Origin of the sequence: Bordetella genomosp. 11 (assembly GCF_002261215.1) — a bacterium.
Classification (GTDB): Bacteria; Pseudomonadota; Gammaproteobacteria; order Burkholderiales; family Burkholderiaceae_B; genus Bordetella_C.
This window is the reverse complement of record NZ_NEVS01000001.1, coordinates 15294-41015: the sequence shown is the minus strand read 5'-3', so window position 1 is coordinate 41015 and position 25722 is coordinate 15294. Positions and strand designations below refer to the sequence as shown.

Genomic DNA, 25722 nt, shown 5'->3' with positions numbered 1-25722 from the left:
TGGACATGCAACGGCCACGCACGCATCGCCTGCTCGCGCCCGGCGCCTGGCGGCGCGCGTGCGCCCTGCTGGCCCTGTGCGTGCCCTGGGCCGCCGGCGCCGCGACCTGCGATGCGCAGCCCTGGCCGCTCTGGGAAGACTTCCAGGCGCGTTTCATCCAGCCCGACGGACGCGTGCTGGACGCCAGCACCCCGCAGCGGCATACCTCTTCCGAGGGACAGTCGTACGGCATGTTCTTCGCGCTGGTGGCCGGCGACCAGCCCACATTCGATCGCCTGTGGCAATGGACCGAAGCCAACCTGGCGGGCGGCGATATCGGCAAGCGCCTGCCGGCCTGGTTCTGGGGCCACGCCCCGGACGGGACCTGGCGCGTGCTGGACGCGAACGCCGCCTCGGATGCCGACCTGTGGCTGGCGTACGACCTGCTGGAAGCCGGCAGGCTGTGGGGCAGGAAGGACTACGCGGCGCGCGGGCAGGCCCTGCTCGCGCGCATCGAGAAAGAAGAGATCGCGGATCTTCCGGGCCTGGGCAAGATGCTGCTTCCCGGCCCGATGGGCTTCGTCCTGCCGGGCGGCATCACGCGCCTGAACGCCAGCTATCTGCCGCCGCCCGTGCTGCGCAGGCTGGCGACGGCGGGCCAGGCCGCGGTCTGGCATGACGTCGCGCGCAACACGCCCGCCGTCTATGCCGCCGGCCTGGACACTGGCTACGTGCCCGACTGGGTGGCCTATGTCGCGCCCGCCGCGTCCGCCGCGAAGGCGCCGCACGGCCGCTTCGCCACCGATCCGGTCAAGGGCGACGTCGGCAGCTACGACGCCATCCGTGCCTACCTGTGGGCGGGCGTGACGCCCGACGACGATGCGCTGGCGTCGCCTTTGCGCCAGGCGACGCGCGGGCTTGCCACCGCGACCGCCGTACTGGGATATCCGCCGGAATCCGTCCGCACGGCCACCGGTGTCGCCGAGGGCACGGGCCAGTTCGGCTTCTCCGCGGCGCTGCTGCCCTATCTGCAGGCCACGAACCGGGCGGACCTGCTGGCCGCGCAGCGCGCACGCGTGCTGGCGCTGCTTGAACAGGCCCGCGCCAAGGCCGACGCGACCGGTTCGCAGGCGCCTTACTACGACTATGTCCTGACGCTCTTCGGCCTGGGCTGGAGCGAAGGACGCTACCGCTTCCGTACCGCCGGTACCGTACAACCTTCCTGGGAAAAATCATGCCGCCGCGTCTCAGCTCCCTAGCCGCCGGCCTGCTCGCCGCGTCCATGCCCCTAGCCGCATGGGCGCAGGACAGCGCCATCGACGTGCTGGTGAAACAAGGCCAGTACTGGCAGCAGCGCAACAATGCGGAGCGCTCCGGCGAGGCCTGGCAAAAGCTGCTGCGCATCGATCCGAACCAGCCGGACGCGCTGTACGGCCTGGGCATCGACGCGGTCAAGGCCAACAAGCCGGCCGACGCGCGCAAGTACCTGGATCGGCTGCGCGCGGTGGACCCCGACAGCCTGCGCGTGGCGCGCCTGAACCAGGCCATCGAACTGGGCAGCGGCGAAGGCAAGCGCAGGCTGGAGCAGGCCCGGCTCGCGATACAGTCCAACGACCCGAACACGGCCCTGGAAAACTATCGCGCGGCGTTCAAGAACGTCCCGCGCCCGACGGGCGACATTGCGCTGGAATACTACAGCCGCCTCGGCTATACGGCGGCGGGACGCGCGGAGGCTCTGCGCAACCTGCAGCGCCTTTCGCAGGAAGACCCGGGCAATAACGAAATCCGCCTGAACATCGCGCAGATCACGGCGCTGGACGAGAAGCAGCGCGCGGACGGCATACGGGCCCTGGAAAAGCTGTCCACGCTGCCCGACGTGGGCGGCGCGGCCACCGAAAGCTGGCGCGAGGCGCTGGGCTATCTGGGCAATCCGCCGCGCAAGGTCGATGCCCCCCTGTTCGAGGCCTACCTGAAGGCGCATCCGGAGGACGACGAGATCCGCCAGCAGTACGCCAATATCGGCAAGGCGCCCGCCGCCGGCGCGACGCCGGCCGATCCCTTGCGCACGCGCACGGATGCCGGACTGCGCGCCCTGAACCAGGGCAATATGGCCGCGGCCGAAACGGAGTTCAATGCCGTGCTGCGGGCCCGGCCCGACTACGCCGACGCGCTCGGCGGCCTGGGCGTGGTGCGACTGCGCCAGCAGCGCTTCGACGACGCCAGGACGCTGCTGGAACGCGCGGTGCGCAACGGCGGCGCGCGCTGGAAGACCGCGCTGGAGAACGCCGCGTACTGGACGCTGGTCACCCGCGCGAACGCGGCGCGGCAGGCCGGCGACACCGCCGGCGCGGACCGCCTGCTGCGGCAGGCCATGAACGTGTCGCCGCGCGATCCCGCGGCCGCCACGCAGCTTGCCGCCATCGCGGCCGGCGAGGGCAGGCTGGACGAAGCGGAACGGCTGTATCGCGGCGCGCTGGCGGTAGCGCCCGACGATGCCGATACCCTGCGCGGACTGGTGTCGGTGCTGGCCCGCAACGGCAAGGAGAGCGAAGCGCGCCGCATGATCGACGGCCTGACGCCGGCCCAACGGACGGCGGTCGGCAACGCCGACATCCTGCGTGCCGCATTGGACGACGGCCGCGCCAAGGCCGCGCTGGCGCGCGGCGACGACGCGACCGCGCGGGCGGCGCTGCAACAGGCCGTGAAGGAGGATCCGGCCGACCCATGGATACGCGTGTCGCTCGCCCGGCTGTACCTGAAAGCAGGGGATAAAACGCGCGCGCTCGCCGTCATGGACGAACTGACAGCGGCGCGGCCGGGCGACGACCAGGCCCTGTACGCCAGCGCGCTGGTCTCGGCGCAAGCCAAGGAATGGGATCGCGCGCTTGCCGCATTGCGCCGCATCCCGGAAGCCGCACGCACTGCCGACGTGGCGCTGCTGGAGCGCCGCACCTGGGTCCAATCGCAGGCTGCGCTGGCATCGCGCATGGCCAAGAGCGGCCGGCGCAAAGAAGCGCTGAACCTGCTGGCGCAAAGCACCGCCTACGCCGGACAGGACCCCGACATGCTGGGCGCCCTGGCGCTGGCCTACGTCGACGCGGGCGACACGGCTACCGGCACGGCCATGCTGCGCGACGCGATGGCGCGCGGCAATCCGCCGCCGGCGCTATCGCTGCAATACGCGTCCCTGCTGCTGAAGACGGGGCGGGATGCCGAACTGGTCGATGTGCTGCGGTCGCTGCAGCGGCAGCGCCTGAGCCAGGCCGACCAGGACAGCTTCGACAACCTGCGGGTCCTGTATATCGTGCGGCAGGCCGAAGCCTTGCGCCAACGCGACGACCTGGTCGCCGCCTATGACATCCTGGCGCCCGTCCTGCAGGAGCGCCCCAACGACCCCCTGGTGGTCGTCACGCTGGCCCGCATGTACGCCAGCGCGCAGGAATACCCGAAGGCGCTGGATCTGTACAAGAAGCTGCAGCGCAGCGATCCCGGCAACGTCGACGTGCAGCTGGGCGCCGCGCAGATGGCCAACCGCGTCAAGGACTACGACTACGCGGACAGCGCCGCGCAGAAGGCGATCGCGCTGGCGCCCGATAGCCCGGACGTACTGGCCTCCGCCGCGCGCATCTATCGCGAACAGGGCAAGACGTCGAAGGCCGCCCAACTGCTGAAAGCCGCCTTGGCGGCGGAACAATCGGGCGGCAATGGCACGCGCGTGGCGGACGCCTCGCCCGCGGCGGGCAATCCCTTCATCGGACTGCCGGGACAACGCACGCAATCGACCCTGGGCATGGCGCCGCTGCCGATGCCCGAAGCGCTGGCGAGCGCCGGCGCGACCAGCGCTGGCCAGGGTGCCTATATTCCCGCCCCGGCTTCGTCGCTGCAACCGCCGGCGCCCTACCAGGCACCCGCGGGATCGGTGCAATACGCCTATGCGGATACCGCGGCGCCGGGTTATGCGCCAACGCCGGCTTATGCGCCAACGGCAGGTTACGCACCCGCACCGGGTTATGCGCCGCCACCGGGCTACGCGCCGGCACCGGCTTATGCCCCCCCGGGCTACGCCGCCGCCCCCGGCTATGCGGCGCCGCGCGCGGACGGCTACGGATATGCGCAGGCCGCCGGCACAAGCGGCGGCCGCGCCGCGGCGCCCGCTGCCCAGCCCGCCGCACCGCCCTCCATACAACAGGAGCTGGACCAGCTCATGCGTACCGCCACGCCCTATGCGCAGGTCGGCCTGCTGGGCCGCAACCGCAACGGCGAATCGGGCATGGGCAAGCTCAACGACATCGAAGCGCCATCCGAAGCCCGCCTGCCGGTGGGCGACGGCAATCTCACCTTGCGCGTCACGCCCACCACCCTGCAGGCCGGCTCAATCGGCCAGGGCTATGGCGCCAACAGCCGGTTCGGCGGCGGCCCGGCCGCGGCGCTGGCCCAACAGAACGGCACGACGGGATCGGCGGGATCGCAAAGCGACCATGGCGTCGGCCTGTCCGTGGGCTACGACACCAACGGCCTGTCCGCCGACCTGGGCACGACGCCCATCGGCTTTCGCTACACGAACGTGGTCGGCGGCGTGAAGCTGAATCGCCCGCTCAACGATAGCGGCCTGTCCTATACGGCCGAGCTGTCGCGCCGCCCGGTCACCGACAGCCTGCTTTCCTTCGCCGGCGCGCGCGATGCCCGCACCGGCCAGTCCTGGGGCGCGGTCGCGGCGACCGGCGTCCGGCTCCAGCTGACGCAGGACTATGGCGACTACGGCGTATATGGCTATGGATCCTGGCAATCGCTGGACGGCCGCAACGTCGAATCGAACACCAAACTGGAAGGCGGTGTCGGCCTGTACAAGTACCTGCTGCGCGATACCAACTACCAGCTGACCAGCGGGCTGAACCTGATGGCCATGTCCTATGACAAGAACCTCAGCTACTTCACCTACGGCCAGGGCGGCTACTTCAGTCCGCAGGAATACTACGCGCTCAGCGTGCCGGTGAACTGGGCGCAGCGGCAAGGCAACTTCAGCTACCAGGTGCGCGGATCGCTGGGCCTGCAGTACTTCCATACAAGTTCATCGCCGTACTTCCCGACCAGCGGCAGCCTGCAGAGCGCCGCCAACGCGGCCGCGGCCATCGCTTACGCGCAGGGGCAGACCGGTTCGCCGGATGCCCGCTACGACGGCCAGAGCAAGACCGGCGTGGGCTACAGCCTGGCGACCAACGCCGAATACCAGGTCGGTCCGCAGTTGTTCCTGGGCGGCATGGCAGGCATCGACAACGCGCGCGACTACCGCCAATGGGTGGGCGGCCTGTATGCCCGCTATACCTTCGACGCCATGCCGGGCGGCGTCAGCCTGCCCGCCAACACCTTCAAGTCGCCGTACACGCAGTAAAGGCCCGCGCACCGTTTCGTCCGCGCCGCCGGATTCCTGTTTATTTTCGTAGAGAGATATTTTTATGCTACCTGCCGTTCTCGCCGGACTGTCCATCCTTATCGTGGGCGACAGCCACATGACCGTCCCCACGCACCTGATCACCACGCTGCACGACGACCTGGTGCAACAGGGCGCGCACGTGCATTCGCTGGGCATCTGCGGCGCGAATGCCGGCGACTGGACCAAGGTCACGACCGGCACCTGCGGCGGCGCCGAACGCGTGGACAAGGGCCCGATCAAGGTTCTGGGCGCCAACCCGCAGACCCGGCCGATCAAGCAACTGATCGCCACCGACAGGCCGAACATCGTCATGATCGTCATGGGCGACACCATGGCCGCCTATGACAAGCCGGACTTCCCCAAGACCTGGGCGTGGCAGCAGGTGACGGCGCTGACGGGAGATATCGCCGCCACCAACACCGCCTGCATCTGGATCGGCCCGGCCTGGGGCAGCGAAGGCGGCAAATTCGGCAAGACCTTTGCCCGCGTCAAGCTGATGTCCAGCTTCCTGGCGGCCAATGTCTCGCCGTGCGTCTATATCGATTCGCTGAACTTCTCCAAGCCGGGGCAGTGGGGCACGGTCGACGGCCAGCACTTCACCGCGCCCGGCTACAAGCAGTGGGGCGATGCCATCACCAAGGCCGTCCTGGACCTGCCGCTGGTCAAGGGCATGGAGAAAAAATGAAGCCCATCCGCCATTGCGTGCTGGCCCTCGCGCTGGCCGCGGCGCCCCTGGCCGCCGCCAGCGCCGCCGAGACCCAGTTGTATGAAACCGGCCCGTCCGAAGACGCCTCGTTCCTGCGCTTCGTCAATGCCACCGCCACGCCCGTCACCGTGGTGCCGGACAACCGCCAGACACGCATCGTGCTGGACGCGGCCCGGCCGGCCACCGACTTCCTGCCGGTGAAGGCCAACAGCGCGATCGCCGGCGCGATCGAGCAGGGCAGCGCCCGCGCGGCGGTATCGGTGCGCGTGGCGCCGGGCGCCTTCGCCACCGTGGCCGTGCTGCCCGACGGCAAGGACGGCATCAAGACCGTCACGGTGGCCGAACAACCGGACGACTTCAACGGCCTGAAAGCGTCGCTGGCTTTCTACAGCCTGGATCCGTCCTGCGCGCATGCCGGCCTGCAGGCGGCGGGGCGGGGCATCGCCATCGTCGACGACGTCGCGACGGGCACGCTGAAGCGTCGCGCCATCAACCCCGTCGCGCTGTCGGTGCAGGCGGCCTGCGCGGGCCAACCCGCCGGCGCGCCGCTGGACCTGGGCCAATTGCAGGCGGGCAAGCGCTATAGCGTCCTGGCGATCCCCGGTTCGTCCGGCACCCGCTTGATACGCGTCGACGACACGCTGGCGCGCTGATCTTCCTGGCGACATCGCGGGCCGCCGCCATCCATCCGCGGCCCGGGCTTATCCTGCATCCGGTCACTCCATGGTTTTCGCGTCGCTGGAATTCCTGACGCTGTTCCTGCCAGCGTTCCTCATCGTCTACGTCCTGGCGGGCGTGGGGGGTGGCCGCGCCGTGTACCGGCGCAACGCCGTGCTGCTGGCATCCAGCTGGGTGTTCTACGGCTGGTGGAGCCCGGAGTTCCTATTCCTGTTCATCGCCCTGACGCTGCTGGGCTGGCTGGGCGGGATCCTGATCGACAAGGCAGGCGACGGACGCCGCCGCGGCTGGACGCTGGCGATACTGATCGGCATCGCGCTGGGCACGCTGGGCTGGTACAAGTACGCCAACATCGTGGTCGACACGCTGAACACGGCAATCGGCGCGGCCGGCGGGCATCCCGTCGGCTGGCAGCGCGTCGTGCTGCCCATCGGGCTTTCCTTCATCGTCCTGCAGTCGATCTCCTACCTGATCGACGTGTACCGCCGCACGGTGCCGGCCGACTACAGTTTCGTGACCTTCGGCGCGTACCAGGCGATGTTCGTCCACTTGATCGCCGGCCCAATCATCCGCTACGACTGGGTCAAGCGCGAGCTCATCGCGCGCACGGTGGACTGGCCGCAGTTCGCGCTGGGCGCGCGGCGCTTCATGATCGGCATCAGCATGAAAGTACTGATCGCCGATACGCTGGCGCCACTGGTCGACACGGCCTTCGCGCTGCCGCATCCTTCGCTGGCCGATGCCTGGCTGGGCTGCCTGGGCTATACGCTGCAGCTGTTCTTCGATTTCGCCGGCTATAGCGCCATGGCGATCGGCCTGGGGCTGATGCTGGGATTCCACTTCCCGGAAAACTTCCTGCATCCCTACCTGGCGCGCAGCATCCAGGACTTCTGGCGGCGCTGGCACATATCGCTTTCCACCTGGCTGCGCGACTATCTGTACATCCCGCTGGGCGGCAATCGCCACGGCGTCGCGCGCACCTACCGCAACCTTCTTCTGACCATGGCCATCGCCGGCCTGTGGCACGGCGGCGACAGCTGGAATTTCCTGCTGTGGGGCATCGCGCACGGCCTGGCGCTATGCGTCGAACGCCTGTGGATCAACAGCGGCTTGCCCGCGCTGCCGCGCCTGCCTGCCCGCGTGCTGACGCTGCTGTTCGTCATGCTGGCGTGGACCATCTTCCGCGCCCATACTTTCGAGGGCGCGCTGGCCATGTACGCGGGCCAGTTCGGCCTGCACGGCATCGCCCTGGGCGACGAGATGCGGCTGGCGCTACGGCCCGTCCACGTCATGACGATAGCGCTGGGCGTTTTCTGCGCCTTCGCGCCCGCCCTGGCCCCATGGATGGAGCGCTTCCGGAATCCGGCCGTGCTGACCGCGGGCGCGCTGTGGCCGGTCATGGGCTTTCTGTTTTCCTTCGCGCTGATCGCCAGCCGCGGCGCCGTGCCGTTCCTGTACTTCCAGTTCTGAGCCATGACGCCAAGCGCTCCTCCCATCGACCATCCCAGCCGCATCGCGCGCTGGACAAGCCAACTGGCCGGCGCGGCGCTGGTTCTCTTCCTGCTGGCCGGCCTGGTCACAACCGTCGTCCAGGCGGCCCGCGGCACGCTGGATCTGCTCCCGCAAGGCTTCAACTGGCCCGCTTTCATGCACGGCGACACCACCCGCGCGCTGGCCCACGCCCTGTCCGATGCGCCGCTTCCCGCCGAGTCCGCCAGGCTGGAACGCGGATTCAGCTGGATCGTGGCCGGCGACCTGGGTCCGCGCGTCCGCCAGGGCTGCCCGGGGTGGCTGTTCCTGACCGACGAGTTCATGCGCTATCCGCACGCGGAAGACAACGCGCAATCGCGCGCGCGGGAAGTCGGACGCGTCAAGGACGAATTGGCTGCGCGGCATATCGCGCTGGTCGTGGCGGTGGTGCCCGACAAAAGCCGCATCGCCGCCGATCGCCTGTGCGGCCTGCAGCGGCCCGCGGCATCCGCGCCGCGCCTGGATCGCTGGGTCGCGCAACTGCGCGCCGAAGGCGTGGACGCCGTGAACCTGGCGCCTGCCCTGGCGGCGGTCGATGGCGCTGGCGGTAACGATGGCAACGGCGGCAATATGTCCGGCGCCTATCTGCGCACCGACACCCATTGGAACGAAGCCGGCGCGGCGCGGGCCGCCGCCGAGCTGGCCCAGGCAATACGCCGGACCGGCGTGGACGTGTCGCCTCGCACGGACTGGACCGTGCAGACCGGCATCAAGACCGTGCCGGGCGATCTGATCCGCCTGGCCGGCCTGGACTGGCTGCCCCCGGCCCTGCAACCGCCGCCGGACATCACGCGCGTATCGGTCTTCACCCAGGCGCCCCAGCCCGCGGGCACGAGCGGCGCCGACGATCTTTTTGGCGATAGCAATCTGCCCAACACCGCGCTGATCGGCACGTCCTTCTCGCGCAACGGCAATTTCGTGCCCTACCTGGAACGGGACCTGCACGCACGCGTTCCCGATTTCGCGAAAGACGGCGGCGACTTCGCCGGGGCCGCCAATGCGTACTTCGGCGGCGCCGCCTTCAAGCAGACACCGCCGAAACTGCTGATCTGGGAAATTCCCGAACGCGTGATCGAGGCGCCGCGCAATGGCGACACGATCGCGCTCGGTCCGCGTTGACACGTATCGCCACGGCCAGCTGCCGGTGCCTTGCCGCCGGTGCCCTTACCCCAGCGGCTTTACCGCCAAGCGCCAACGCCAGGAGCCGTTAACGCCAGCCGTCTTTGGCGCTAGGAGCCTTCGCGCGACGCCGTGGAAGGATTGGGCGTGCACGCCGCAGCGCCGCCCAACGTATTGCGCACCCATACCAGCTCGGCGGCGATCGCCACCGCGATCTCCGCCGGCGTGCGGCTGGCGATACGCAATCCCACCGGTCCATGCAGGCGGCCGATTTCCTCGTCGGAAAGATCGAACAGGCGCAGGCGTTCGCGGCGCTTGGCCTGGTTGGGCGCCGAACCCAGCGCGCCCACATAGAAGGCGGGCGACTTCAGCGCTTCGAGCAAGGCCATATCGTCCAGCTTGGGATCGTGCGTGACCGCCACGATGGCGGTGCGTTCGTCCGTGCCGATCTCGTTCACCGTGTCGTCCGGCATCGATGTCAGCAGGGTCACATTCGGCAGGTTCCAGTCCGCGAAGAACTCTTCGCGCGGATCGCATACCATCACGTGGAAATCCAGCGCCGAGGCAATCTCGCTCAGCACCCGGGCCGTCTGGTTGGCGCCGATGATCAGCAACCGCCAATGCGGTCCGTAGACCGAACGAAACGTGCGGCCATCGAAGTCCGGACCGTCGATGGGGCTGGCCGGGGCCAATGAACAGACCCCCGTCTGTAGATCGACGGTACGCATCACCAGGCGATGGGCGCGCACGTCGGCCAGCACCGGATCCAGCCATACCGTATCCAGCAGCGGCTCCACCACCAGGCGCAGCGTGCCGCCGCAGGGCAGGCCGAAGCGCGCGGCCTCTTCGCTGGTGATGCCGTACGTCACCCGGTCGGCCATATCCGGCAGCGTGCCCGCCACCGCGCGCGCGATCAGGTCGTCTTCCACGCAGCCGCCCGACACGGAGCCGACCAGCCTGCCGTCGCCGCGCAATGCCGCCAACGCCCCCGCTTGCCGGGGTGCCGAGCCCCACGTCTGTACAACGGTAATCAGGTGTACGCGATGGCCTTCCGCGACCCAGTCGCGTGCGTGCTGCAATACATCGATATCCAGGGAATTCATGAAGCGCCCTTCCGAAAGGCCCCTAAAGCCTGCCGCGCCCAGCGTCGCGGCACGACATGTGATGGCGCCCCCCTTACCGAGGCGCCGCCGGGAACGGCTACTTTACAAGAGGCGGCCATGAGCGTCGATGCCGAGCCGTGGAGGCCGCGCCGGGCACCCCAAAAAACATCGGCCCCCGTGAGGGGGCCGACGTACTGCGCCGAGAGGACTGCCACTTACAGCACCCCCCGCCTCTCGCCGGGGGAACCGTTCATCCGTGCGGGCATGAACGGCCGGACTTCCTGATGGCGCGGTCCGCGACACTTGCCGGACCCCGATGCTGACCGGTCTCCCGATCGCGCGATCACGCCACCCGTGGCTGGAATCGCCGTCGGTGCTTACGCACCCTGGAACGGCTGGTTGTTCGTGTCACCGAAATCCGAGCCCAGCGCGATCTGCGCGCGGCTCACGCCGCTGTCGGCTTGCGCGGTGAAGGGCACGTTGTTCGATTCGCGGTTGCCCGTCAGGCCGGCTTCGCGGGCCTGGGCCAGATCGGCCAGCACTTGCGAACGGCTGACGCTGCTGGCGGCTTGCCCATACACGCCCTGGAAGGGCACATTGTTGGGCTCGCTGTTGGCCGCTTGCGCGGCGCCGATCGCGGCGAAGGAAAGAATCAGAGCGGAAACGATGGTCTTGGCTTGCATGGCAGTACTCCTAGTCCTGGTTAAGTGATCCGGGCCGTACATCGCGATTTCGTTCAGTTGGGAAGTTCGCGATGTCCGTTGCTGTTCCCGATGAAACGCATTCTGCGCTTCCAAGACCTAGGGATAAACCCTTGCAATCGAAATTCATCTTTCCAGATTCCGCACTAATCCACCACTATTCCATTACGCCGACTATTGAATTCATAAACGCGGGCTATTGCACCTTGCCCCGCTAGATGCCGCTGAACCAGTTGTAGCCCTGGTCCTCCCAGTACCCCCCGGGATAGGTGTTCGTGACGAACATCGCCACGATGTGCTTGGGATTCTTGAATCCCAGCTTGGTCGGAACGCGCAGCCGCAGGGGCTGCCCGTAGTCCGCCGGCAGCGCCGCGCCGCCGAAATCCATCGCCAGGATGGTCTGCGGATGCAGGGCCGTCGGCATGTCTATGCTGCCGTAGTAGCGGTCGGCGCACTTGAAGCCGACATAGCGTGCGGTAAGGTCGGCGCCCACGCGTTGCAGGAAGGTCTTCAGCGGAATGCCGCTCCACTGGCCGATGGCGCTCCAGCCTTCGATGCAGATCAGGCGCGTGATCTGCGCGGCCTGCGGCAGCTGGCGCAGTTCTTCCAGCGTCCACGCATGCTTGTCGGACACCATTCCCGATACTTCCAGGCGCCAGGCCGAGGTATCGATGTCAGGCACGCTGTACTCGGGGTAATAGGCATTGAAAGGGAAGGGATCGGTGATCTGGCTCGCCGCGTAGGTCGGCGCCAGCTTGTCCGGATTGAACAGCCAGGCCTGCACGCGGTCGTTCCAGCGCGACATGGCCCACAGCACCTTGTCGAAGGTATCGCCATCCTGCATATTGCAGCCGCTCATCATGGCGAGCGCGCCCAGCGAAAGTCCGCCGCGCAGCAGCAGGCGGCGCTGCGCGCGATACAGTTGGCTGCGCTGGGCGGGTTCCAGCACCAGGCGGGGATGTTTGCGTTCAGGCATCGCGGCCTCCGTGGGCGCGGCCGGTAATCATCGGCGGCAAGGTGCGCGGCACCACGATTACCAGCAGCAGATGGACCACGACGAACAGGCCGATGCCCGCCATGGCGCAGAAATGTACGACACGCGCGGCCGCGAAGCCGCCGAACAGGTCCGTCAGCCCGCTCAGTTGCACGGGTTTCCAGATCGCCAGGCCGGACAGCACGATCAGTACGCCGAGCAGCAGCACACCCAGGTACAACGCCTTCTGCACGGCGTTGTAGCGACCCGGCGTATGGGGCAGGCGCAGCCTTAGCGCGGCCACGGCATCGCGGGCCACGGCACGCGGACGCACATCGAGCATGTCCCGCCGCAAATGGCCGGAAAGCACGCCGCCGGCCAGGTACACCAGCCCGTTGCCGACCAGCAGCCACATCACCGAGAAATGCCAGATGGTGGCGGCACCCAGCCAGCCGCCCAGCGTCGCCCATTGCGGGAAGCTGAAACCGAAGATGGGCGAGGCGTTGTAGATGCCCCAGCCGCTCATGAACATGCAGGCCATGGCATAGACGTTCAGCCAATGGGTGATCCGTACATACAGGGGATGGACGCGGCGCACGGGCGCGCCCGCCTCGCGAAACGAGCTCAAGGACAAGAGTAGCCTCCGGTGCGCGGCGCGCCGGGACATCCGGCGCGCCATAGCGGCAAGGGAATGGGCGGCGCATCGATGCCGTCGCGCCGGGGCGCGTGGCCATGCGCGGCCCGTTCGGCCTTACATCGGCGGAATCGTGCCGTCCTTGCCCGCGACGATGGTGCTGGCCGTCAGGCTGCCGTCGGCGTTCTTGGTGGGAAACACCAGGACGGGCGCGCCGGTCTTCAACAGGGAACGGTCACCGGGCTCCATGTAGACGATGGGAACATCGGGCGGCACGACCACCGTCTTTTCGCCGTCCTTGTACTTCACCTTCATGGTCGTGCCATTGGTGCCGACCAGGCTGCCGACGGTACCGTTGGTCATCTGTCCGACCTTGCCGTCGGAGCCTTCCCAGGGCCTGTTGCCTTCCCCGGAACCGCGCAGCGACGCCGCGAAGACGTGCACTTCCAGCGCCTTGAGGGTGCCATCCGGCTGCGGCGTGGCCGCGGTGCCGATGAAGCTGTCGGGCTTGATGTCGCCGAGCTTGGCCAGCGACACCGCGCGTACGGCGACATTGGCGGGAATCGCCAGGGTCACGTCCTTGCCGTTGCGCGCCTTGACGACCAGCGTCGACTCGCTCACCTGTTCGATCTTGCCGCGTACAGCCAGGCGGTTGGCCGGCGCCGGCTGCGCCTGTGCGGCGGCCATGCCGCCTGCCAGCAGCATGCCGGCACACCACGCTCCGATCCGATAACGCTTGTTCATCCGATTCTCCATCAAGCTATGGCGGACCACGAATCCGGACCGCCCGGGAAAGTCCCCGCAGGGACGACGGTCTATGGTGGCGCTCGCATAAGGACGCCAACATGACGCCAGGATGACAATAATGTCATGAAGCGCCGGGCCCAAACCGATAGAATCGGCGCGAGGCAATAGAGGTGCGGTGTGCGCATACTGGTAGTCGAGGACGATCTTAAAACCGGCGAATACCTGAAAAAGGGGCTGGGCGAATCGGGCTACGCCGTGGATCTGGCGCGCCACGGCGCCGATGGCCTGCATCTGGCGCTGGAGCAGCGCTATGACCTCATCGTGCTGGACGTCATGCTGCCGGGCATGAACGGCTGGCAGATCATGGAAACGCTGCGCAAGCACCAGGACGTCCCGGTGCTGTTCCTGACCGCGCGCGACCACCTGCAGGACCGCATACACGGCCTGGAGCTCGGTGCCGACGATTACCTCGTCAAGCCGTTCTCCTTCACGGAACTCGTCCTGCGCATACGCACGCTGCTGCGGCGCGGCGTGGCACGCGAAGCCGAGCAGCTGCGCCTGGCCGACCTGCACATCGACGTACTGCGGCGGCGCGTCGTCCGCATGAATACCGCCATCGCCCTGACGGCCAAGGAATTCACCTTGCTGCATCTGCTGGTGCGCCGCGAGGGCGAAGTCCTGTCGCGCGCCATCATCGCCTCCGAAGTCTGGGACATGAACTTCGACAGCGATACCAATGTGGTCGATGTGGCGATCAAGCGCCTGCGCGCCAAGATAGACCGGCCCTTCGACCCGAAACTGATACACACGGTACGCGGCATCGGCTACGTCTGCGAGGTACGCGAATGCGCGGACAACGCCGACACTCCCTGACCCTGCGCACCGCGCTGGTGTTCGCGCTGCTCGCGGCGCTGGTCGTCAGCATGGCGGGCATATACCTGTACAAATCCCTGGAAGCCAGCCTGATCGTGCGCGGCGATGTCGGCCTGGTCGGACGCGTCGAACGCTACCGCACGCTGCTGCGCGACACGCTGACGCTGGACGAGATCCGCGCCCGGCCCGCCCTGTTCGAAAACATGCTGGGCAACGAGCAGGACATACTGACGTTCCGCATGCGGGATTCGGAACCCGTCATGGACATCAATCCCGGCAGGCAGACCCTGCCGCCGATCACGCCCGTGGCGCAGGACCGGCCGCTTACCGTGGCCGACGTACATCCGGCGCTGACGGCACAGGGCGGCCGCATGCGCGTCGTTGCCGCGATGACGCGCACCGTGGACGGCCGGGCGGTGGAAGTCCAGGCTGCCCACCTGCTGCTGAGCGAAGCCCGCATGCTGCGCGTCTATCGCGGACAAGTCGCGCTGGCGGCGGTCGCGGCCTTCCTGTCCATCGCGGTGCTGGGCTACCTGGCGCTGCGGCGCGGCCTGCGGCCGCTGCGCACGATGGCGGCCCAGGCCAGCCGGATCACGCCGGCCCACCTGGACCAACGCCTGAAACTTGCCGACACGCCGCACGAACTGCGCGAAGTCGCCGCGTCCTTCAACGCCATGCTGGACCGCCTGGCCGACGGCTATGAAAGGCTGACGCAGTTTTCCGCCGACCTCGCCCACGAGATCCGCACGCCGATCGGCGCGCTGATGGGAAGCTGCCAGGTCGCCCTCTACCAGCGCCGCACGCCGGAAGACTACGAAAGCGTGCTGGCGTCCGGCCTGGAAGAACTCGAACGCCTGTCGCGGCTGGTGGAAAACATCCTGTTCCTGGCGCGCGCGGACAACGCGCAATCGGCGCTGGACCACACCCGTCTGGACCTCGCCTCGGAACTGCGCCGCGTGGCGGAGTATTTCGAAGGACTGGCGGAAGAACGCGGCATCCGGCTGCAGTGCAGCGCAAGCGGCCATCTGCATGCGGACGTCATCCTGTTCCGCCGCGCGCTCGGCAACCTGGTGGCCAACGCCGTGCGTTATGCCGACGCCGATAGCACTGTCACGATCCGGGCCGAAACCTGGCCCGATTCCGTCTGTATCCACGTCGACAACCGGGGCGCCCCCATCCCGCCCGACCGCCTGGACAAACTCTTCGATCGCTTTTATCGCGCGGACCTGTCACGCAGCGCGGGCTCGGACGCCAGTGGACTGGGGCTGGCCATCGTGCGCGCCATCATGACGCTGCATGGCGGTAGCGCCCAGGCGCAATCGTCCCCGGACGGCCATATCCGCTTCACGCTGCGCTACCCCGCGGCGCCGGTCGCGCAGGCAGGCCCCGGGCAGGCGGACAGCGGCCGCGCCGCGCGCAATGCGCCCTGAAGCGCGTGGCGGCGTTGAATAAACGAATAACCAGCGACCGGGGCTACATAGACCAGCACTATCGATTTATACTTTTTTACACGGACACTTTCTTCTATTAGTCCTGGAATTGGAAAAGTGAATTCGTCGACCAAGGGTTTATCCCTATGATGTTGACGCGCACAATATCCACACGTCGGGAACAGGGCGCACCACAACCAGCGCCGTTCCCCCAACCGACTAATGGAGAAGTGCCATGAAAATCCAAACCCTCGTTTCTTCCGTCGCCCTGTCCCTGGCCCTGGTGGCTGGCGCCCAAGCGGGTACGCCCCGCGGCGACACCGACAACACCCCGTTCCAGGGCGTATACGGCCAAGTCGACAGCAATGCCGCCAGCCGTAGCCAAGTCGCGGCAGACCTGGCGCAAGCGCGCGCGGCCGGCCTGACCGGCAATGCCGATGTGGACAATGCCCCGTTCACCGCCCAGGCCGACGTCCCCTCCGTGCCCGCCACGGTCGCCGCCGGCGGTGTGCATGGCGACGTCGCCTTCGGCGATCTCGATAACCAGCCGTTCCAAGGCGTTTAAGCCGGAACGGCGCGGCGCCGGCGGACACGCCGGCCGACCAGACCGGCCGCCCGCCCAAAAGGCAGGTGGCAGCCCCGAAGAGAGGCGGGGCGTCTTCCGGTGCTCCTCTCGTGCAGTACCCATCGGCCCCGCCCTCACGGGGCCGATGTCTTTTTCAGGCGCCCGCCGCGGGGGTTTGCCCGTCGCCGGCATCGCTGGCGATGCGTCCCGCCCGCTGCAGTGCCTGCACCAAAGCCGCATACGCCATTTCGCGCGAGCGCGGATCCGGCGCGCGCAATATGAAGGAAGGATGGTAGGTGGGCACGACGGTCAGGTCGCCGATGCGGACGGGCTGGCCCAGCATTGCCGTCAACCGCACATCGGCACGCTGCATCAGCGCCCTCAACGCGGTGGCCCCCAGCGCCACGGCAACGCGGGGTCGCACCGACGCCAGTTCCTTCTCCAGCCAATAGTGGCAGGCCTGGACTTCCCGCTGGGCAGGCGTCTTGTGCATGCGCCGCTTGCCGCGCGGAAACCACTTGAAGTGCTTGACGGCGTTGGTGATGAAGACGTCGTCGCGGCGCACCCGGGCCTCGTCCAGCGCGCGATCCAGCAGGTTGCCGGCCGGCCCGACGAAGGGTTCGCCGGCCTTGTCCTCCTGGTCTCCCGGCTGCTCGCCCACCAGCAGGATAGCGGCGCGTTTCGGACCGCGGCCCGGCACGGGCTGGGTCGCATCGTGCCATAAGGCGCAGCGGCGGCATTCTTCCAGCGTGCGCGGCTGCTGCGCGGGCTGGGCCAGGCTGTCATCGCCGCCGGCGGGTTTTGCTCGGGCAGGTACCGCCGCCCTGGAAGGCGCAGGCTTTTCTTCTTTGGGACGTGTGGTCATGGCAAGGGCTCGCACAAGGTCGCGCGGCGGACGGTGACCAGCGCACCGCCGCGGCGCCGCGTCCCATGACGCGCAAAAACCGCACCCGATACGGCCCGGCTGCGCCCGCTCCCCGGCCAGACAGGCCCGTCCGCGGCTAACCCGGGCCGGCCGCCCCCGTGGCATGCAGGCGAGCCGTCATCAGAAAGGCCTGCGCCGCATCGCTGAGCCGTTCAGCACGATACGCCGCGCAGATCCTCACGCGCAGCAAGTCGGCATCGGCGACGATGGGCTTGCACGCCGTCGCGCCAGTGGCCAGGGCAACGATGGAGCCCGGCAGGATGGATACCCCCACGCCGCCCGCCACCAGTCCCAGTACCGTCGAAATCTGCACCGCCTCCTGCGCAATGCGGGGCTCGAAACCCGCCTGCCGGCACAGCGCCGCGATGCGCGACGAAAGCGTCGGTACCCCCTGCGCGGAAAACAGCACGAAGGCATCGTCGGCCAGGTCTTCCAGGCGTATGCGCGATTCACCGCTCAGCCTGTGCCCGGCCGGCAGCACCGCCACCAGGTTGTCCACCACGATGACCTCGGTCGATACGTCCGGCTGCAGGTCTGCCGGGGTCACCAGGAAACCGATATCCACGATATCCGAATTGATCATCCCGGCGACCTGCATGGAACTGCCCTCGTGCAAGGCCAGCTCCACCCCGGCAAAGCGTTCCCGAAAGGCCAGTATGACCTTGGGCAGCAGCGCGATCATGGCGGGCCCGATGAAACCCACGTGCACGGTGCCGAGTTCGCCGCGACCGGCGCGCTGCGTGCGTTCCAGCGCCCGGCCGGCCTGGTTCAACAGCCGCACGGCTTCCAGCTTGAAAACCTCGCCGGCCGGTGTCAGCCGCACGCCGCGCGGCGACCGCTCGAACAGTTTCGCCTGCACCAGGGCCTCCAGGCGCATGATGGCCTGGCTGAGCGGCGGTTGCGCCATGTGCATCTGCTCCGCCGCCCGCCGAAAGCTCAGCGTTTCGGCCACTGCCAGGAATTGCCGGACCATGCGTAGGTCCAGATTGGATGCGCGCGTCGACATGGAAGGTTCGGGCCGTCCGTGATCCGGTTGCAGTGCAGCGCCGCACGCGGTGAAACGCTTCGCGTATCGCGCAGGATTATTTTGGTATTAGACCATCGCGGACACCCCTCCTAAGATGCGGCAATAGTCGACCGGAACGCGACGAGCCCATCCTGCGGCGCGCGACGTCCCGGCAAGGAGACAACCATGCGCCGTTTGCTATCGACCCTGGCCTGCCTGACGGCATGCGCCGCCACCCACGCCGCGGAACCCGGCTTCCCGACACACACGATCACCCTCGTCATCGCCTCTCCGGCCGGATCCACACCGGATACCGGCATGCGCGCGATCGCGCCGGCCATGGCGCAGGCGCTGGGCCAGCCCGTGGTGGTGGAAAACCGCCCGGGCGCCAATGGCCAGATCGCGGCGCAGGAAGTCCTGAAGAACCCGCCGGACGGCTATACCGTACTGGTTGCCGCGGGCAGCACCATGGCCATCAATCCGCACGTCTATCCGCGCCAGGCCGTCGACGTGCTGAAGGACCTGAAGGCGGTCGGCAAGCTCTATTCCACCGACTTCTTCCTGATCGTGCGCAGCGACAGCGGCATCGATTCGATGGCGGCGCTGATCGCCCGCGCCAAACAGAAGCCCGGCGCGCTGGTGGCCGCCAACAGCGGCCCCGGCAGCGCCGCCCAACTGGCGACGGAAGTCCTGAAGCAACGGACCGGTGCCGACATCTACCAGGTTCCCTTCAATGGCAGCCCCGCGGCGGCGCTGGGGGTCGCGGCCGGCAACGCCGACATGCTGATCGAAACCCAGGCCGTTACCCAGCCCTTCGTCAGCGCCGGGCGAGTCAGGCGCCTGGCCACCACCGGCCACGCGCGGTCGGCGGCCTTCCCCGACATTCCGACGATGGCCGAGGCGGGCGTACCGGGCATGGAGATTTCGTCATGGGCCGGCATGTTCGCCCGGTCGCAGGTACCGGCCGATCGCGTGGACCGGCTGAATGCCGCGCTGAACCGCGCGCTGGCGGCGCCGGAGATCCAGGCGGTGCTGCGCGGCGGCGGGCTGGAGCCGGGCGGAGGATCCAGCGCGGCGTTCCAGCAGGAATGGCAGGCGCAATCGCGGCTATGGGCCGACGTGGTCGCGCGCTCGCCCGGCCTGACCAATCGTTGAACGCCGCTCGACAGAACCGCAGGATATCCGATGCCCCCACAGTCTTTCCCGCCCGCCATGCCGCCCAGCGCCGTCCACATCGCGCGCATCCAGGTCTACGTTTTCCAGGACGATGCGCCGCCCGCGGTCGAATCCTCCTTCGGTACATCGACGCAACGCACCTCGACCCTGGTCAAAGTGGAAGATGGTGCCGGCCATCATGGCTGGGGCGAAATCTGGAGCGGCCATCCGCCCTTCGGCGCGTATCACCGCGCCTCGATCCTCGAAAAGCTGGTGGCGCCCCGCGCGGTGGGCAGGACGATCGACGCGATTCCGGCGTTGCTGGATGAACTCGCGACGGCCATGCTGCCCATGCTGCGGCTGGCGGGCGAACCCGGCCCCATCGCCCACGTGCTGGCGGGCCTGGACTGTGCCCTCTGGGACCTGGCCGCGCGCGCGCGCGGCATACCGCTGTACCGCTTGCTGGGCGGCCAGGCGCGCCGCCTGCCCGTCTATGCGAGCGGCGTGTCCCCGGCGATATCGCAACGCGATCTGGATGCGCTGCGCGAGCGGGGCTTTCGCGCCTTCAAGTTCAAGGCCGGCTTCGCGGACGACCGCGCGCTCGATGCCCTGGAGGCAACCGTGGGCGGCCTGGCATCCGGCGAGAGCGCGATGATCGATGCCAACTGCGGCTGGGATGTGGACGCCGCGCGGCGGGCGCTGGACCGCATCCGGCCGCTGCCGCTGCAATGGGTGGAAGAACCCATCGGCCCCGAACGCCCCGCGTCGGAATGGCAGGCGCTGCGCGCCGCCGGACACCGCCTGGCGGCGGGGGAAAATTTGTTGACACTGGACGCCTTCCGCGCCGCCTTCGACTGGCTGGACGTGGTCCAACCCGACCTGGGCAAGTGGGGAGGCGTCAGCGGGGTGCTGCCGCTGGCGCGCGAAACCTTGGCGCGCGGCAAGCGCTATTGCCCGCATGCCTTCGGTTCGCATATCGGCGCCGCGCTGGCCGCGCACGTCCTGTGCGCCGCGGGCGGCGACGGCGTGCTCGAACTGGACGCCAATTCCAATCCCCTGCGCACGCTCGGCGCAGCGGGCTTCCCCACGCCGATGGACGGCCACGTGTCGCTGCACGACGCGCCCGGCATCGGCATCGATGCGGACCCGGAGGCACTGAGCGCCTATGCGGGACGCCATACGGTCATCGCGCCATGAACACGGAACCGGCAGGTCTGTTGCTTTCGAAAACCCTTTGCGACGAGATGGGCGACCGTCTGCTTGCCCTGGCGCGCGCCGCCGGGCATCCGTTGCGCCTGATCGTCGCGCCCGGCCAGCCCGGGCTGGCCCTGTCCGCGCAGGACCAGGCATCGATACGGCTGGGCTTCTTCTCGCGCGACATCATGCAGGGCAGCAGCAAGGACGCGCCCAGCCCGGCCAGCCGGGCCTTCTTCGACGCCTTCGATGCCGCGCCGCATGCCCAGTGGCTGCACGTCTGTTCCGCCGGAATCGATAACCCCCTCTACCAGCACACGCTGCGGCGCACGGTACGCCTGACCACATCGTCGGGCGGCAATGCCGTCCCGATCGCCCAGACGGTGGTCGGCGCCATGCTCTGCCAATCGCGCGGATTCACGTATTGGCTGGACGCGCAGGCGCAGCGGCGCTGGCAACCCCTGGCCGCCGCGCACATGGCGCGCGACCTGCATGAACAGACGGCGCTCATCGTCGGCCTCGGCCCCATCGGGCGAGAGATCGGCCGGCTGCTCAAGGCCGTGGGCCTGGCAACGATAGGCGTGCGGCGCGGCACCGGCGCGGTGCCGCACTTCGACCGCGTCTGCGGCCTGGACGCGCTGGACGGGCTGCTGCCATCATGCGACTGGCTGGTGCTGGCCTGCCCGTTGACGCCGGAAACGCGCAACCTGCTCGATGCCCGGCGCATCGACCTGCTGCCGCCCCGCGCGGGCGTCGCCAACATCGGACGCGGCGAGCTGATGGACGAGAACGCGCTGGCGGCCGCCTTGCGTGACGGCCGGCTGCGCTCGGCCTACCTGGACGTCTTCGCCACCGAGCCGCTGCCCGCCGACTCGCCGCTATGGACCGCGCCGCACACCTGGATATCGCCGCACAACGCCGGCGCCTCGCCGGGCAATGCCGCGCGCTTCAACGAGATCTTCCTGCGCAATTTCATGCACTGGCTGAATGGCGAACCCCTGGCCAACGACGCCACGCCCGCCGCCCGCGACGGCGCCACCGCTACACGGAATTGAGCCCGCACCATGAAGATCGTTTCCATCGAGACCCTGCCCATCGCGGTCCCCTACGATAGCGGCGCCGCACCGCTGCCGCTGGGCGGCAAACCTCGCACCGAAATGGAGAGCCTGCTCGTCAGGGTCACCACCGATAGCGGCATCGTCGGCTGGGGCGATGCCTTCGGCGTGCGCATCTGGCCGGTCACGCGCCTGTTGATCGATCGGCTGGCAGCGCCGCTGTGCATCGGCGAAGACGCGCTGCGGCGCGAGGATGTCGTCGACAAGCTCGTCCGCACCCTTTATCACTTCGGCCGCGCCGGTCCGCTGCAATACGCGATATCCGCGATCGACATCGCGCTGTGGGACATCGCCGCCAAGGCCGCCGGCCTGCCGGTGCATGCGCTGATCGGTCCGCGGCGCACGGCCGATATCCCCGTCTATGCCAGTTTGCTGCCGTACCGCGACCCGGCGCTGGCCGCGCGCTTTGCCGCCCGCGCCGTCGACCAGGGCTACCGCTACGTCAAGCTGCACGAACGCGACGTGCCTTCCGTGCGCGAATCGCGCGCCGCGATCGGCCCGCACACGGGCCTGATGGTAGACCTGAACTGTCCCTTCGACCTGCGCCAGGCCGAGCAGTTCGCCCGGGACGTCGCGCCCTACGACCCCATGTGGCTGGAAGAGCCGCTGTTCCCGGTGGACGACTTCGACGCGATGGCGGAGCTGGCGCGCCGCATCGATACGCCGCTGGCCATGGGCGAGAACGTCGGCAACCCGGTCGAATTCCGCCGCGTGCTGGACAGTACCGGCATTGCCTACGCGCAGCCCAGCGCCATCAAGACCGGGGGCATCACCGCCTTGCTGGAAGTCGCGCGCGACGCGGCCCGCCGGGGCGTGCGCCTGATGCCGCACAGCGCCTACTTCGGCCCCGGCCTCCTGGCTACCATGCACGTGCTCTCCACCCTGGAAACCGATCCGATACTGGAACGCTTCTACTGCGAAATGCCGGTGGAGCTTTCCGGCGGCGCCACCCTGCCGCGCAACGGCACGGTGCGCGTGCCGGACGTGCCAGGCCTGGGTTTCGAACCCGATCCGGAGGTCCTGCGCCGATACGCGGCCACGGCTTGACCGCGCCGACGGCGATCCCGCCGGCTGCGGCATGCGCCGCGGCACGGCACACCAACGCGACCGGCCGACAGGCGCCGGCGCGAACCCCGAATAAAAACGAGGAGACACCATGAACCCGCGCAACCTGCCGCGTATCGCGGCTCTGGCGCTATGCTGCGCGCTTGCCCCGGCCAGCCACGCCGCCGATCCCTTCCCGTCGCAGCCCATACGCATCATCGTGCCCTACGCACCCGGGGGCGCCTCCGACGTCGTGGCGCGCCTGCTCGCCAGCACGCCGGGCGGCGGCCTGGGCGAGCGCATCATCGTCGAAAACCGCGCGGGCGGGGCGTCGGTCGCGGGCACCAACGTCGTCGCGACCGCGCAACCCAACGGCTACACGCTGGGCATGGTGGACAGCGCCTTTCCGATCAACGCGACATTGCTGGGCGGCAAGCTGCCCTACGACACCCGCAAGGACTTCCGCGCCGTCATCCTGGCGGCCACATCGCCCATCGTGCTGTCCGTGAACAAGGACGTCCCCGCGCGCAACGTCGCCGAACTCATCGCACTGGCCAAAAGCCATCCCGGCCGGCTCAATTTCAGTTCCGCGGGCAACGGCACGGCGCTGCACCTGGCGGGGGAACAATTCAACATGGTCACCGGCGCGGGACTGGTCCACGTTCCCTACCGGGGCGGCGCACCGTCGGTCATGGCGGTGGTCGCCGGGGAAACGCAGGTCAACTTCTCCGCCCCGTCCACCGTGCTGCCGCATATCCAGTCCGGCCGCCTGCGCGCCCTGGCGGTCACCGGCCCGCACCGGCTGGCATCCCTGCCGGACGTCCCCACCTTCGCGGAAGCCGGCCTGCCCGCCGTCGCGGGCGTCATCTCCTACGGGGTGATCGCGCCCAAAGGCGTGCCGGACGACGTCGTGCAAAAACTGGCCGCGGGCTTCGACGCGCGATTGAAAGCACCGGATACCGCCCGCCATATCGCCGACCTCGGTTTCGAGGCCGCGGGCGGCGGCCCGGATGACTACGCCAAATTCCTTGAGCGCGCGATCGATACCTCGCGTGAAATCATACAGAAGGCGCATATCACGAATGGCGACTAGTGGCGTAGATTTCGGCTTACGCGCCGGCTCCCCGGCGCGAAACCGGGAGGCCGCATGGATGTGCAGCCGCAGCTCGACTACAAGCAGGTCTTCATGCTGGCTCCAGCCGGACTATGCGTGTCGCGCTGGCGGGTCATCGCGCACGCCAACGCCCGCCTGGAGGCCATCTTCCGCTATCCGCCCGGACAGCTGAACGACACCTCCTTCGACGCCTTGTATCCCTCCGGACGCGATGTCGCGCGCGCCAGCGAAAGCGCCGGGTCGGCGCTGAACGCCAGGGGCATCTACGCCTGCGAGCGGATCATGAAGCGGCTGGATGGCGAACTGTTCTGGTGCCGCCTGATCGGCCGTTCCCTGACGGCCGGCGATCCGCTCGCATCATGCCTCTGGACCTTCGAAGACCTGAGCGTGCCGCATCCGGTGTCCCCGTCGCTGACGGATCGCGAACGCGAGATCGCGCTACTGATCGCCGAAGGCAAAACCAGCAAAATGGTCGCCCGCCACCTGAATTTGAGTCCGAGAACCGTGGAAATGTACCGCTCCCGCCTGATGACGAAGTTCTCCACAACGACTTCCTCGGCCCTGGCGGGAAGGCTGATGCGCCCCGGAGAAAACTGAACGCGCGGCACGACGCCGGCCCGCGACACCCGCGAACGGCGTGGACGCAACCGCCATCGCCGGCAATGGAGCCAGCCGCAACGCCGACAGACATTCAGTCCGGCAAAGCCACCACCACATTGCCCAGGACCCGGCCCGATTCCACCGCTTCGTGCGCGCCGGCAATATCGTCGAGCTCGAACGCCGGCGCGACCAGATGCGATAACGCCCCATCCCGCAACAATGCGCTCAAGGCGTCCACCGCGGCCCGCCGTTGCGCCGGCAACAAGTCATAGACCAGAAAGAACCGCAGGCTCAGCGAGCGGGGCAGCCACGCACCGAAGTTCAAGGGAATATCGCCCCGCTGGTTGGAGCCGTACACCGCGATCACGCCATGCGCGGCCACCGCCCCCGCCGGCACCAGGCCCGCGGTCGTGGAAAAATCCATATCGACGATCGCATCCACGCCGCGGCCGCCCGTCAGCGCCAGCAGGCGCTCGGCGACCGGCTCCTGCTTGTACAGGATGTTGTCGGTCACGCCCACCTGTTCCAGGCGCCGCGCTTTTTCCGCCGACCCTACCGTCGTGATCACGCGGGCGCCGCGCAGCCGCGCCATCTGCGCCGCGTAGTACCCCACGCCCGACGCGCCGCCCGTCACCAGCACCGTCTTGCCCGCGACATCCCCCAACAGGATCACGCCATGCATCGCGGTCAGGCCCGGTATTCCCATGCACGCGCCGGCCTCGAACCCGACATTGTCCGGCAGCGGCACGGCCTGTTCCGCGGACAGCGCAATGTATTGCGCCGCGGTTCCCATCGGACGCTGCCACTGGCCGTTCCAGATCCAGACCCGTTCGCCCAGCCGGCTCGCCGGCACGTCGCTGCCCACGCGGTCGATCACGCCCGCTCCGTCGCTGTGCGGCACGATATACCCCTGCGTCACCGGCCGGCTGCCCGCGCGCGATTTCACATCGGAGGGGTTCACGCCGGACAGCGCGAGCTTCACCCGCACTTCGCCCGGACCGGGCTCCGGCGTGGGCAGGTCGGTCACTTGCAGGACGTCCCGTGCCGGTCCGTTCCTGGAATACAGGGCTGCTCGCATGATCGACTCCTGAAGAGGGCGG

Annotated in this window: 23 protein-coding genes; 15 read left to right on the top strand and 8 right to left on the bottom strand. The window is 68.4% G+C overall.

The window, feature by feature from the left end:
• Window positions 1-5 precede the first annotated feature (5 nt).
• The 6 genes from bcsZ to CAL28_RS00165 all read left to right on the top strand — a co-directional run bounded on the left by bcsZ (window position 6) and on the right by CAL28_RS00165 (window position 9443).
• On the top strand, window positions 6-1238 hold the full coding sequence (bcsZ, locus tag CAL28_RS00190) for a cellulose synthase complex periplasmic endoglucanase BcsZ (RefSeq protein ID WP_094840529.1): 1233 nt from the start codon (window positions 6-8) through the stop codon (window positions 1236-1238).
• Window positions 1214-5368, top strand: coding sequence for a cellulose biosynthesis protein BcsC (locus CAL28_RS00185; protein WP_094839428.1), 4155 nt, complete (start codon window positions 1214-1216; stop codon window positions 5366-5368). Before bcsZ ends, CAL28_RS00185 begins: the two co-directional genes overlap by 25 nt.
• A 64-nt stretch (window positions 5369-5432) precedes the next feature.
• Window positions 5433-6095: an SGNH/GDSL hydrolase family protein gene (locus CAL28_RS00180; RefSeq protein WP_094839427.1), complete on the top strand. Its 663-nt coding sequence runs from the start codon at window positions 5433-5435 to the stop codon at window positions 6093-6095.
• A complete protein-coding gene (locus CAL28_RS00175) occupies window positions 6092-6769 on the top strand; it encodes an alginate O-acetyltransferase AlgF (protein ID WP_094839426.1) in 678 nt (225 codons plus the stop codon). Before CAL28_RS00180 ends, CAL28_RS00175 begins: the two co-directional genes overlap by 4 nt.
• Window positions 6770-6839: 70 nt before the next feature.
• On the top strand, window positions 6840-8264 hold the full coding sequence (locus CAL28_RS00170; protein ID WP_094839425.1) for an MBOAT family O-acyltransferase: 1425 nt from the start codon (window positions 6840-6842) through the stop codon (window positions 8262-8264).
• A 3-nt stretch (window positions 8265-8267) separates the two neighbouring features.
• Window positions 8268-9443 (top strand): alginate O-acetyltransferase AlgX-related protein, encoded by a 1176-nt coding sequence (locus CAL28_RS00165; RefSeq protein WP_094839424.1) that lies wholly within the window; start codon window positions 8268-8270, stop codon window positions 9441-9443.
• A gap of 110 nt (window positions 9444-9553) precedes the next feature.
• On the opposite strand, the gene CAL28_RS00160 is transcribed toward CAL28_RS00165, so the two are convergent.
• The 5 genes from CAL28_RS00160 to CAL28_RS00140 all read right to left on the bottom strand — a co-directional run bounded on the left by CAL28_RS00160 (window position 9554) and on the right by CAL28_RS00140 (window position 13598).
• A complete protein-coding gene (locus tag CAL28_RS00160) occupies window positions 9554-10546 on the bottom strand; it encodes an XdhC family protein (protein WP_094839423.1) in 993 nt (330 codons plus the stop codon).
• A 377-nt stretch (window positions 10547-10923) separates the two neighbouring features.
• The gene (locus CAL28_RS00155; RefSeq protein ID WP_176463825.1) at window positions 10924-11229 is read right to left on the bottom strand and encodes a DUF4148 domain-containing protein; all 306 of its coding nucleotides are present in this window, start codon (window positions 11227-11229) and stop codon (window positions 10924-10926) included.
• Between the two features lie 232 nt (window positions 11230-11461).
• Window positions 11462-12223 carry a molybdopterin-dependent oxidoreductase gene (locus CAL28_RS00150; RefSeq protein WP_094839421.1) on the bottom strand — a complete coding sequence of 254 codons (762 nt, stop codon included), beginning with the start codon at window positions 12221-12223 and terminating at the stop codon, window positions 11462-11464.
• Window positions 12216-12761 (bottom strand): cytochrome b/b6 domain-containing protein, encoded by a 546-nt coding sequence (locus CAL28_RS00145; RefSeq protein WP_440588355.1) that lies wholly within the window; start codon window positions 12759-12761, stop codon window positions 12216-12218. The genes CAL28_RS00150 and CAL28_RS00145 overlap by 8 nt, the downstream gene beginning before the upstream one ends.
• A 210-nt stretch (window positions 12762-12971) precedes the next feature.
• Window positions 12972-13598: a hypothetical protein gene (locus tag CAL28_RS00140; RefSeq protein ID WP_094839419.1), complete on the bottom strand. Its 627-nt coding sequence runs from the start codon at window positions 13596-13598 to the stop codon at window positions 12972-12974.
• 180 nt (window positions 13599-13778) lie between these two features.
• On the opposite strand from CAL28_RS00140, the gene CAL28_RS00135 reads away from it, so the two are divergent.
• From CAL28_RS00135 to CAL28_RS00125, 3 genes are all read left to right on the top strand, one after another.
• A complete protein-coding gene (locus CAL28_RS00135) occupies window positions 13779-14474 on the top strand; it encodes a heavy metal response regulator transcription factor (protein WP_094839418.1) in 696 nt (231 codons plus the stop codon).
• On the top strand, window positions 14447-15904 hold the full coding sequence (locus CAL28_RS00130; RefSeq protein WP_094839417.1) for a heavy metal sensor histidine kinase: 1458 nt from the start codon (window positions 14447-14449) through the stop codon (window positions 15902-15904). Before CAL28_RS00135 ends, CAL28_RS00130 begins: the two co-directional genes overlap by 28 nt.
• Before the next feature lie 235 nt (window positions 15905-16139).
• Window positions 16140-16469 carry a DUF4148 domain-containing protein gene (locus CAL28_RS00125; RefSeq protein WP_094839416.1) on the top strand — a complete coding sequence of 110 codons (330 nt, stop codon included), beginning with the start codon at window positions 16140-16142 and terminating at the stop codon, window positions 16467-16469.
• A 154-nt stretch (window positions 16470-16623) separates the two neighbouring features.
• Here CAL28_RS00125 and CAL28_RS00120 read toward each other — a convergent pair whose 3' ends face one another.
• Both CAL28_RS00120 and CAL28_RS00115 read right to left on the bottom strand, forming a co-directional pair.
• A complete protein-coding gene (locus CAL28_RS00120) occupies window positions 16624-17334 on the bottom strand; it encodes a UdgX family uracil-DNA binding protein (protein ID WP_094839415.1) in 711 nt (236 codons plus the stop codon).
• Between the two features lie 136 nt (window positions 17335-17470).
• Complete coding sequence (locus CAL28_RS00115; protein WP_094839414.1) at window positions 17471-18400, bottom strand: LysR substrate-binding domain-containing protein; 930 nt, start codon at window positions 18398-18400, stop codon at window positions 17471-17473.
• Window positions 18401-18586: 186 nt separating this feature from the next.
• On the opposite strand from CAL28_RS00115, the gene CAL28_RS00110 reads away from it, so the two are divergent.
• From CAL28_RS00110 to CAL28_RS00085, 6 genes are all read left to right on the top strand, one after another.
• Entirely contained in the window at window positions 18587-19555 is a 969-nt protein-coding gene (locus CAL28_RS00110) for a Bug family tripartite tricarboxylate transporter substrate binding protein (RefSeq protein ID WP_094839413.1), read from the top strand.
• A gap of 30 nt (window positions 19556-19585) precedes the next feature.
• Window positions 19586-20752 carry a mandelate racemase/muconate lactonizing enzyme family protein gene (locus CAL28_RS00105; protein WP_094839412.1) on the top strand — a complete coding sequence of 389 codons (1167 nt, stop codon included), beginning with the start codon at window positions 19586-19588 and terminating at the stop codon, window positions 20750-20752.
• A complete protein-coding gene (locus CAL28_RS00100; protein WP_094839411.1) occupies window positions 20749-21804 on the top strand; it encodes a D-2-hydroxyacid dehydrogenase in 1056 nt (351 codons plus the stop codon). The genes CAL28_RS00105 and CAL28_RS00100 overlap by 4 nt, the downstream gene beginning before the upstream one ends.
• 9 nt (window positions 21805-21813) lie before the next feature.
• Window positions 21814-22911, top strand: coding sequence for a mandelate racemase/muconate lactonizing enzyme family protein (locus CAL28_RS00095; protein WP_094839410.1), 1098 nt, complete (start codon window positions 21814-21816; stop codon window positions 22909-22911).
• Window positions 22912-23020: 109 nt separating this feature from the next.
• Window positions 23021-24001 (top strand): Bug family tripartite tricarboxylate transporter substrate binding protein, encoded by a 981-nt coding sequence (locus CAL28_RS00090; RefSeq protein WP_094839409.1) that lies wholly within the window; start codon window positions 23021-23023, stop codon window positions 23999-24001.
• A 54-nt stretch (window positions 24002-24055) separates the two neighbouring features.
• The gene (locus CAL28_RS00085; protein WP_094839408.1) at window positions 24056-24619 is read left to right on the top strand and encodes a PAS and helix-turn-helix domain-containing protein; all 564 of its coding nucleotides are present in this window, start codon (window positions 24056-24058) and stop codon (window positions 24617-24619) included.
• A 94-nt stretch (window positions 24620-24713) separates the two neighbouring features.
• Here the strand turns inward: CAL28_RS00085 and CAL28_RS00080 are convergent, their stop codons facing one another.
• Window positions 24714-25700 (bottom strand): NADPH:quinone reductase, encoded by a 987-nt coding sequence (locus CAL28_RS00080; RefSeq protein WP_094839407.1) that lies wholly within the window; start codon window positions 25698-25700, stop codon window positions 24714-24716.
• Window positions 25701-25722: the final 22 nt, after the last annotated feature.